Source organism: Mesorhizobium sp., assembly GCF_017306585.1.
Classification (GTDB): Bacteria; Pseudomonadota; Alphaproteobacteria; order Rhizobiales; family Rhizobiaceae; genus Mesorhizobium.
Genome location: NZ_JAFKIC010000055.1, coordinates 1 through 7,167 on the forward strand (window position 1 = coordinate 1; position 7,167 = coordinate 7,167).

Sequence of the window (7,167 nt, forward strand, 5' to 3'; positions counted from 1 at the left end):
GCGGCTACGGTGGAAGCCGAAGGTGATCTTGATTTTCGCGGCACGCTTGGTGTCGCCAAGGACGCGCCGGTCGGCTTTCGCGCCATCCGGCTCAACTTCAATCTCGACACGGATGAGCCCCAGGAGCGTATCGATTCGCTCCTGAAGCTGACCGAGCGCTATTGCGTGGTGTTCCAGACCATCAACCAGAAGCCGGAATTGGCGGTTAGCGCCCGGCGCTGAATCACGAGACCCGCGGCCTGGCGGCCGCGGGTCTCGTACGTTGATATTTACTGTGCTGCCGGCTCTTCGGCGTCGCCCTCGTCGGTGAAGGGCGATGCGCTTGGCACGCACTGTATCGACCAGCCGGTGGGAGTGGGCTGTTTCTGATATTCCGTGATCGCGGCCGTGCACTGTTCGCGCTTGTCGAAGGTGCTGGGCAGCACCACCATGCCGCCCTGCGGGCCGGCGATTACCAGGTACCAGACCAACGCTGCGGTCGTAGCCATGAGGATGTCCTTCTTCTGCCCAGCTCGGGCGCTTGTTGCGGGAGTCGCTGCGATCCTACCAACTCCGCTGAAATGACGAAAGCATGACCTCCGCGCGTCTTTTCCCCTCGGATCACAGCCGCGTGATCGTCCGGCGAATTCTTGGGGGCTTTCCGGCCGCGGCGCCCGATCGATCAGGCTCAGTTGGTCGCAAAGCAATAGAACAGGCCGTCGCCGCCTGTGCCCTTGAGCGCTTCCTGGCTGCAACCGCCCCGTGATGCATGCGAGGAGTTCCACGACTTCGCCGCGGCTGAATCATCGAGGCCCGTGCGGTCGTGATGGCCCATCATCGCGGCACCTTCCGCCCCACTCAGCGTCCAGTCGCCGCAGGTCTGGTCGGCAATCCGGGTGCCGTCTGGCTTGGAACCGGTCAGCATATCGTGACGGTTGGGCGTGTCGCCACGGCCGTTGACCATCTCGCCCTTCTCGGTGAGCGCTGTCTGCTTGGTGATGCCGTTGGCGTCGCTGTGCAGAGATGCGACATCGTCGGCGATCTTTTCGCCCTTGGCATTGAACCACGGACCCTTGCCGATCCGGTCGCGCGCGTCTTCGGTGCTGGTCGACAGATACGCGGCCCAGGTCTTTCCAGTGGTACCGGCGGCTTCGGCGAGCGAAGCGCAATGCGCATCCGCGCCCTTGAGGCCACCGAGATCAGCGCCCTTGCCCGAGCCGACGCTGGTGACGAAGAAACTCATCTTGGCGTCTTGCGCGAGGGCTGTGCCGGCCGTGGCGGCGAGGGCGGCCGTGATGGCGGTGGCGGCAACGAGAAGAAGTCTGCGCATGTCGGTCCTCCGGTTTCGAATGTCCTACGTCAGAAGAACGTAACCGAAGGCGGTTTTAATCCGCGTGGAAGGCAAGTTTATTCCGGCTGGCGGTAGGTGACGAACCGGTTGTGCTTGGCCTGGTAGATAAGCCCGGTCTCTTTCAAATCAGGGCTCGCCAGCGGCACGATGCGCCTGGCGATCTCCTGGGGATGCGGCAGCGTATCGGGATCCTCGCCTGGCACGGCCTGCGCCCGCATTGCTGTGCGGGTAGCACCTGGGTCTGCTGCGTTGACGCGCAGCGGCAGGCTTTGCGTCTCATGCGCCCAGGAGCGCATCATGGTTTCGACCGCTGCCTTCGATGCCGCGTAAGGCGCCCAGAAGGCGCGCGCCGAATGCGCGGCGTTCGACGACAGGATGATGGCCCGGCCGGCGTCCGAAAGCCGCAGCAGCGGGTCGACCGAGCGGATCAGCCGCCATGTCGAGGTGACGTTGACCGTCATCACCTTCTCGAAGGTCTTGGCTTCGACATGGCCGATCGGCGAGATGACGCCGAGCACACCGGCATTGGCGACGAGAATGTCGAGTTTGCCCCAGCGCTCATGGATCGCGCCGCCCAGCCGGTCGATGCCGGGCATGTCGGTCAGGTCGAGTGGCACCAGCGTCGCCTGTCCACGCCCGTCGGCCTTGATCTGGTCGTCGAGTTCTTCCAGCCCGCCCACGGTACGGGCGACCGCAATGACATGCGCTCCGGCCGCCGCCAGTTCCCGGGCGATGAAATAGCCGATGCCGCGCGAGGCGCCGGTGACGACCGCGACGCGGCCGGTAAGGTCGAGGGTCATGCGAGGATGTCCGTGAACTAAAAGCAATTCCAGGAAAGTGTTCTACGGGTTTCCGTCCGGAATTGCGTCAAAACAGATATTACGATCCGCTCGTCGCCAGCAGCGACAGCGTGCGCACATTGTCGTGGCCTTCGAAGTCGAGCAGCCGCGTCGGATACTGGCCGGTGAAGCAGGCGTCGCAGAATTGCGGCTGCTCGTTGTTGCGGCCGGCTTCGCCGACGGCGCGGTAGAGCCCGTCGATGGTCAGGAAGCCGAGCGAATCGACGCGAATGAATTCCGCCATCTCCTGGATCGACATGCGCGACGCCAGGAGCTTCGACTTTTCCGGCGTGTCGACGCCGTAGAAGCACGAGGCGCTGGTCGGCGGCGAGGCGATGCGCATGTGCACCTCCCTGGCGCCGGCGTCGCGCACCATCTGCACGATCTTCTGGCTGGTGGTGCCGCGCACGATCGAATCATCGACCAGCACGACGCGTTTGCCCTCGATCATGCGCCGGTTGGCGTTGTGCTTCAGCTTGACGCCCATGTGGCGGATGGAATCGCCGGGCTGGATGAAGGTGCGTCCGACATAATGGTTGCGGATGATGCCAAGCTCGAAGGGAATGCCGGCCGCCTGGCTGAAGCCAATCGCGGCCGGGGTGCCGGAGTCCGGCACCGGCACGACGATGTCGGCCTCGACCGGGTTTTCCTGCGCCAGTTCCGCACCGATGCGCTTGCGCACCTCATAGACATTGCGGCCCTCCACCGAGGAGTCTGGGCGGGCGAAATAGACATATTCGAAAATGCAGAACCGGGTCTTCTGCTGTTCGAACGGAAACAGGCTTTCGATGCCTTTTGAGGTGACGACGACCATTTCGCCCGGCTTCAGATCGCGCACGAAACGGGCGCCGATGATGTCGAGGGCGCAGGTCTCCGAGGCCAGGATCCAGGCGCCGTCGAGATCGCCGAGCACCAGCGGGCGGATGCCGAGCGGATCGCGGCAACCGATCATCTTCTTGGCCGTCATCGCCACCAGCGAGAAGGCGCCCTCGACCTGGCGCACCGCGTCGATGAAACGCGAGTTGAGATCGCGTTCCTTGCTGGTCGCTACCAGATGCAGGATGGTCTCGGTATCGGAGGTCGAAGAAAAAATGGCGCCCTGCTTCTGCAAGGCGCGCTGGACTGTCATCGCGTTCGTCAGATTGCCGTTGTGGGCGACGGCGAAGCCGCCATCGGCAAGCTCGGCGAAGAAGGGCTGGATGTTGCGCATGCCGGCGCCGCCCGTCGTGGCGTAACGCGTGTGGCCGATGGCGCGGTTGCCCTGCAGCCTGTCGATGACGCCCTGCTTGGTGAAGGTGTCGCCGATCAGGCCGACATGGCGTTCGACATGGAACTGGGTGCCGTCATAGGAAACGATGCCGGCCGCTTCCTGGCCGCGATGCTGCAGCGCATGCAGGCCAAGCGTCACGATTGCGGCTGCGTCCTGGCGGCCGAAAATCCCGAACACGCCGCATTCGTCGTGGAAGTGATCGTCGGCCTCGGCGGAAAGCACGTCGTCTGCGTCTGCCATCTTAAGCTCCGCTAAAAGCGCCATATAAGGCTAGCGCGCGTCGAAAGCAACGCGCGCCATGCAGTCGTTCACACGATCATCGGCCTTGCCGTCAGTTGGCGGGCGCCGGCGCTGGTGCAGGTGCCGGCTTGGTGGTGTTGTCGGCCGGGCCGGCATCATTGTCGTCGGCCGCCGGTGCGTTGGCGTCGTCGCCACCGGTCGGAGCATCCGCGGCTGGCGCGTCCGGAGCGGGAGTGCCGGTGGCCGGCTGATTCGGATTGAGCTTCTTGAGGATGGCGTTCTCCGGATCCTCGGGCAGCAGGCTTTGCAGCTTGGCGCCGATCTGTTCCAGCAGCGGCCGCGACTTGGCGTCGGCGACCCAGGCCGGTGCCTTGGCGCCGGCCAGCCAGTTGAAGAACAGGAGCGCCACGGCGACGACCAGGATGCCGCGCGCGGCGCCGTAGAGGAAGCCAAGCGTGCGGTCGAGCGCGCCGATCCGGGAATCGATGATCCAGTCGGCGAGCTTCATTGTGATGACCGAGACGACGATCAGCGCGATGATGAAGACGACACCGGCGGAGGCCGCCATCGCGATCTTCTCATTCTCGATATACGGCTTCAGATAGGGCAGGACAGGCTTGTAGAAGAAGAAAGCCGCCGCAGCCGCCGCTGCCCAGGACACGACGGACAGTACCTCGCGTGAAAAACCGCGAACCATGGCTAGCATCGCCGAGACCAGGGTGAAGCCGACGAGAATTCCGTCAAGCAGCGTAATCGGCATGTCTTTCGCCCCACTCCGATCTGTTTTCCACGGCCCGGCGAGCCGTCATTCTTCGTCGCCGGCACGGCTGCGCCGTGTGCCGGCTATGCGCGCCACGAGGTCGGCGAGTTCGGTGGGCTGGAAAGCGCCGGCCCCGATCCCTCCAGCAAGTTCCTCGCTGCCCAATGGCAGAACCGCGCTACCAAAACCCAGCTTTTCGGCTTCCTTGAGGCGCTGCTGCGCATGCGCAACCGGCCTTATAGCGCCCGAAAGGCTGATTTCGCCGAAATAGACGCAATCGGCGGGAAGGGCAAGACCGGTGAGCGAGGAAACCAGTGCGGCAGCGACCGCCAGATCGGCGGCCGGCTCGCTGATGCGATAGCCGCCGGCAACATTGAGATAGACGTCATGCTGCCCGAAGCGGACGCCGCAATGCGCTTCCAGCACGGCGAGCACCATCGACAGCCGCGCACCGTCCCAGCCGACGACGGCGCGTCGCGGCGTGCCCAGCGAGGATGGCGCGACCAGCGCCTGGATTTCGACCAGAACAGGCCTTGTGCCTTCCATCCCGGCGAAAACAGCGGCGCCCGGCGATTTGGCATGCCGCTCGCCGAGAAACAGCTCCGACGGATTGGAGACTTCGCGCAGGCCCTTGTCCGACATTTCGAAGACGCCGATTTCATCCGTCGGTCCGAAGCGGTTCTTCACCGTGCGCAGGATGCGGTAGTGGTGGCCGCCTTCGCCCTCGAAATAGAGCACGCCGTCGACCATGTGCTCGACCACGCGCGGGCCGGCGATCTGGCCTTCCTTGGTGACATGGCCGACCAGTACGATCGCGGCACCCGTGGACTTTGCGTAGCGGATCATCGCCTGCGCGGCGGCACGCACCTGGGTGACGGTGCCCGGTGCCGAATCGGCAAGGTCGGTCCACAGCGTCTGGATCGAATCGAGTATGACGAGGTCGGGCCGCTTGCCGTCGGCGATGGTGGCCAGGATATCCTCGACATTGGTTTCCGCCGCGAGCTCGACCGGTGTGGAGGCGACGCCGAGCCGCTGTGCCCTGAGCCTGATCTGTGCGACCGCCTCCTCGCCCGAGACATAGACGATGCGGTGGCCCTTTGAGGCAAGCGCGGCGGCCGCCTGGGTGAGCAGCGTCGACTTGCCGATGCCGGGATCGCCGCCCACCAGCAGCGCCGAGCCGCGCACGAAGCCGCCGCCGGTGGCGCGATCGAGTTCGCCGATCCCGGAGACGATCCGCGGCGCGTCCTCGATGTCGCCGTCGAGGCTGGTGAGAACCACGGCGCGGCCCTTGCGGGCATTGCGCGTGTTGGCAGGGCCGGAACCGATGCCGCCCGATGTGCCTTCCTCGACCAGCGTGTTCCACTCGCCGCAGGCATCGCATTTGCCGGCCCAGCGCTGATGCACCGATCCGCAATTCTGGCAGATGAACTGAACGCGCGATTTAGCCATGATGCTGCGCCGGTGGCATATGGCCGTAGGCCAGCGTTCCCGCCAACCCCCCTCTGTCCTGCCGGACATCTCCCCCGCAAGGGGGGAGATTGGCCGCCATCGATGCTTTCGCCAATCGCCAACGTTGCGGGAAATGTGCCGCCGGCAAAGCTGCCGATCTCCCCCCTTGCGGGGGAGATGTCCGGCAGGACAGAGGGGGGTGGGATGGAATGCGACGGCGGGTCAAAAAGCTACTCGAACCTCTCCGCGATATGATGCTCTTCCGCCAGATCGGAGAAGCGGGTGAATTCGCCGTGGAAGGCGAGCGTGACCGTGCCTGTCGGTCCGTGACGCTGCTTGGCCACGATCACTTCGGCCTTGCCGCGCATTTCGTTCATCTCGTTTTCCCACTTGACGTATTCCTCGGTGCCGAGTTTCGGCTCGCGGTTCTTGAGGTAATACTCCTCGCGGTAGACGAAGATGACGACGTCGGCGTCCTGCTCGATCGAGCCGGATTCACGCAAGTCCGACAGCTGGGGGCGCTTGTCGTCGCGGCTTTCGACCTGACGCGACAGCTGCGACAGCGCGATGATCGGCACGCCGAGTTCCTTGGCCAGCGCCTTCAGGCCGGTCGTGATTTCGGTGATTTCCTGTACGCGGTTCTGCGACGCCTTGGCGGAAGAGCCCTGCATCAGCTGGATATAGTCGATGACGATCAGGTCGAGGCCGCGCTGGCGTTTCAGGCGACGCGCGCGGGCGGACAGCTGAGCGATGGAGATACCGCCGGTCTGGTCGATGAACAGCGGAATCTTCTGCATCGTCTGCGAGCAGGCGACCAGCTTTTCGAAGTCCATCTCGCTGATCTCGCCGCGGCGAATCTTCGAGGAGGAGATTTCCGTCTGTTCGGAAATGATACGGGTCGCGAGCTGTTCCGACGACATTTCCAGCGAGAAGAAGCCGACGACGCCGCCATTGGCGGCCTTGAACGAGCCGTCCGCCTGTTGTGCCGGCACATAGGCCTCGGCGACATTGAACGCGATGTTGGTGGCGAGCGATGTCTTGCCCATGCCCGGGCGGCCGGCAAGCACGATAAGGTCGGACGATTGCAGGCCGCCCATGCGGCGGTCGAGATCGCGCATGCCGGTGGCTAGACCCGACAGGCCGCCGTCGCGCATATAGGCGGCGTTGGCCATGTCGACGGCGGTCTTGACCGCGTCGGTGAAGCTCTCGAAGCCGCCGTCATAGCGCCCGGTTTCGGCCAATTCGAACAGGCGGCGCTCGGCGTCCTCGATCTGTTCGG

Annotated in this window: 8 protein-coding genes; 1 reads left to right on the forward strand and 7 read right to left on the reverse strand. The window is 64.6% G+C overall.

Annotation, left to right across the window (positions count from 1 at the left end):
* The coding region (locus J0I79_RS02070; RefSeq protein WP_292855004.1) for an OsmC family protein at window positions 1-222 on the forward strand (222 nt) is incomplete at its 5' end.
* 47 nt (window positions 223-269) lie between these two features.
* On the opposite strand, the gene J0I79_RS02075 is transcribed toward J0I79_RS02070, so the two are convergent.
* From J0I79_RS02075 to J0I79_RS02105, 7 genes are all read right to left on the reverse strand, one after another.
* Window positions 270-488, reverse strand: coding sequence for a hypothetical protein (locus J0I79_RS02075; RefSeq protein WP_027034471.1), 219 nt, complete (start codon window positions 486-488; stop codon window positions 270-272).
* Between the two features lie 179 nt (window positions 489-667).
* On the reverse strand, window positions 668-1,309 hold the full coding sequence (locus J0I79_RS02080) for a hypothetical protein (protein WP_292855008.1): 642 nt from the start codon (window positions 1,307-1,309) through the stop codon (window positions 668-670).
* Between the two features lie 77 nt (window positions 1,310-1,386).
* A complete protein-coding gene (locus J0I79_RS02085; RefSeq protein ID WP_292855010.1) occupies window positions 1,387-2,130 on the reverse strand; it encodes an SDR family NAD(P)-dependent oxidoreductase in 744 nt (247 codons plus the stop codon).
* Between the two features lie 79 nt (window positions 2,131-2,209).
* The gene (gene purF, locus J0I79_RS02090) at window positions 2,210-3,679 is read right to left on the reverse strand and encodes an amidophosphoribosyltransferase (RefSeq protein WP_292855012.1); all 1,470 of its coding nucleotides are present in this window, start codon (window positions 3,677-3,679) and stop codon (window positions 2,210-2,212) included.
* Between the two features lie 91 nt (window positions 3,680-3,770).
* The gene (locus J0I79_RS02095; protein ID WP_292855014.1) at window positions 3,771-4,439 is read right to left on the reverse strand and encodes a CvpA family protein; all 669 of its coding nucleotides are present in this window, start codon (window positions 4,437-4,439) and stop codon (window positions 3,771-3,773) included.
* A gap of 45 nt (window positions 4,440-4,484) precedes the next feature.
* Window positions 4,485-5,888 (reverse strand): DNA repair protein RadA, encoded by a 1,404-nt coding sequence (gene radA / locus J0I79_RS02100; protein ID WP_292855015.1) that lies wholly within the window; start codon window positions 5,886-5,888, stop codon window positions 4,485-4,487.
* A gap of 230 nt (window positions 5,889-6,118) precedes the next feature.
* Window positions 6,119-7,167, reverse strand: a 1,049-nt coding sequence (locus J0I79_RS02105; protein ID WP_292855017.1) for a replicative DNA helicase, incomplete at its 5' end; no start/stop codon positions are given.

Coding starts and splice junctions, on each gene's coding strand:
- J0I79_RS02085 (WP_292855010.1), bottom strand. CDS start 2,130: ATGACCCTCGACCTTACCGGCCGCGTCGCGGTCGTCACCGGCGCCTCG.
- J0I79_RS02095 (WP_292855014.1), bottom strand. CDS start 4,439: ATGCCGATTACGCTGCTTGACGGAATTCTCGTCGGCTTCACCCTGGTC.
- J0I79_RS02080 (WP_292855008.1), bottom strand. CDS start 1,309: ATGCGCAGACTTCTTCTCGTTGCCGCCACCGCCATCACGGCCGCCCTC.
- J0I79_RS02075 (WP_027034471.1), bottom strand. CDS start 488: ATGGCTACGACCGCAGCGTTGGTCTGGTACCTGGTAATCGCCGGCCCG.
- radA (WP_292855015.1), bottom strand. CDS start 5,888: ATGGCTAAATCGCGCGTTCAGTTCATCTGCCAGAATTGCGGATCGGTG.
- purF (WP_292855012.1), bottom strand. CDS start 3,679: ATGGCAGACGCAGACGACGTGCTTTCCGCCGAGGCCGACGATCACTTC.